Source organism: Solirhodobacter olei, from assembly GCF_004010155.1.
Taxonomy (GTDB): domain Bacteria; phylum Pseudomonadota; class Alphaproteobacteria; order Rhodobacterales; family Rhodobacteraceae; genus Solirhodobacter; species Solirhodobacter olei.
In genome coordinates, this window is record NZ_RRYH01000085.1 from 1 (window position 1) to 1,398 (window position 1,398).

2 protein-coding genes are annotated in these 1,398 nt (G+C 67.3%); both read right to left on the bottom strand.

Annotated features, from left to right (window positions below):
• The coding region (locus tag EIP85_RS22565) for an NAD(P)(+) transhydrogenase (Re/Si-specific) subunit beta (RefSeq protein ID WP_206615639.1) at nucleotides 1–752 on the bottom strand (752 nt) is incomplete at its 3' end.
• A 10-nt stretch (nucleotides 753–762) separates the two neighbouring features.
• Nucleotides 763–1,398, bottom strand: a 636-nt coding sequence (locus tag EIP85_RS22570) for a proton-translocating transhydrogenase family protein (protein ID WP_206615640.1), incomplete at its 5' end; no start/stop codon positions are given.

Sequence of the window (1,398 nt, forward strand, 5' to 3'; positions counted from 1 at the left end):
CCGATCGCCGCCGCCGCCCAGCCCGAGTAGCTGTTCAGCATCGAGACGACCACCGGCATGTCCGCGCCCCCGATCCCCATGATCAGGTGCCAGCCGATGAAGAGCGCCAGAAGCGTCATGGCGAGAAGCGCCCACATCGCCCCGGTCTGGAAGAAGACGATGAGCAGCAGGAAGGACAGCAGCGCCGCGCCCGCGTTCAGAAGATGCCCGCCCGGCAGCTTCTTCGGCTTGCCGTCGATCCGGCCCGCGAGCTTGCCGAAGGCCACGACCGAGCCGGTGAAGGTGATTGCCCCGATGAAGATGCCCAGGAACAGCTCCACCTTCAGCATGGAGATCTCGACCCCGTCCTTCGCCGCGAGCTTCGCCGCGAAGCCCGCAAGCTTCGACAGGTCCCCATGGGCCGCCTTCAGCGCCAGCACCCGGCCCAGCTCCAGATCGGCGTTGAGGCCGATGAAGACCGCGGCGAGGCCGACGAAGCTGTGCAGGGCCGCCACCAGCTGCGGCATCTGCGTCATCTCGACCCGGCCCGCGACATAGGCGCCAAGCCCGCCGCCGACGACGACCATCACCAGGATCAGCCAGCCCCGCGCGATGCCCGGCCCGAAGACCGTGGCGAGAATCGCAAGCGCCATGCCGAAGATCCCGTACCAGATCGCGCGCTTGGCGCTCTCTTGCCCGGAGAGCCCGCCGAGCGACAGGACGAAGAGAACCGCGGCCGCGATATAGGCCGCCGATACGATACCGATGCTCATTCGCCCGCCCTCACGACTTCTGGAACATGGCAAGCATCCGGCGCGTGACCAGGAAGCCGCCAACAACGTTGATCGAGGCGATCAGAACCGCCACCGCAGCCAGCACCGCCACCAGCCACCCGCCCGAGCCGATCTGCAGCAGCGCGCCCAGAATGATGATGCCCGAGATTGCGTTCGTCACCGCCATCAGCGGCGTGTGAAGCGCGTGCGAGACATTCCAGATCACCCGGAAGCCAACGAAGCAGGCCAGCACGAAGACGATGAAATGGCTCATGAAATCCGCCGGCGCCACGGCGCCGATGGCCAGCATGACGATGGTGCCCACCGCCAGCAGGCCGACCTGGTTGCGGGTCTCGGCCTTGAAGGCAGCAAGCTCCGCCGCACGCTTCTCCTCCGGCGTCAGCTCCTTCGCCTTGGGCTTGGGCTTGGCCGCCGCGATCGCCTGCACCTTCGGCGGCGGCGGCGGGAAGGTCACCGCGCCCTCGAAGGCCACGGTGGCGCCGCGGATCACGTCGTCCTCCATGTTCTGGACGACCGCGCCGTCCTTGCCCGGCGTCAGATCCGTCATCATGTGGCGGATGTTGGTGGCATAGAGGGTGGAGGATTGCGCCGCCATCCGGCTCGGGAAATCGGTGTAGCCCACGAC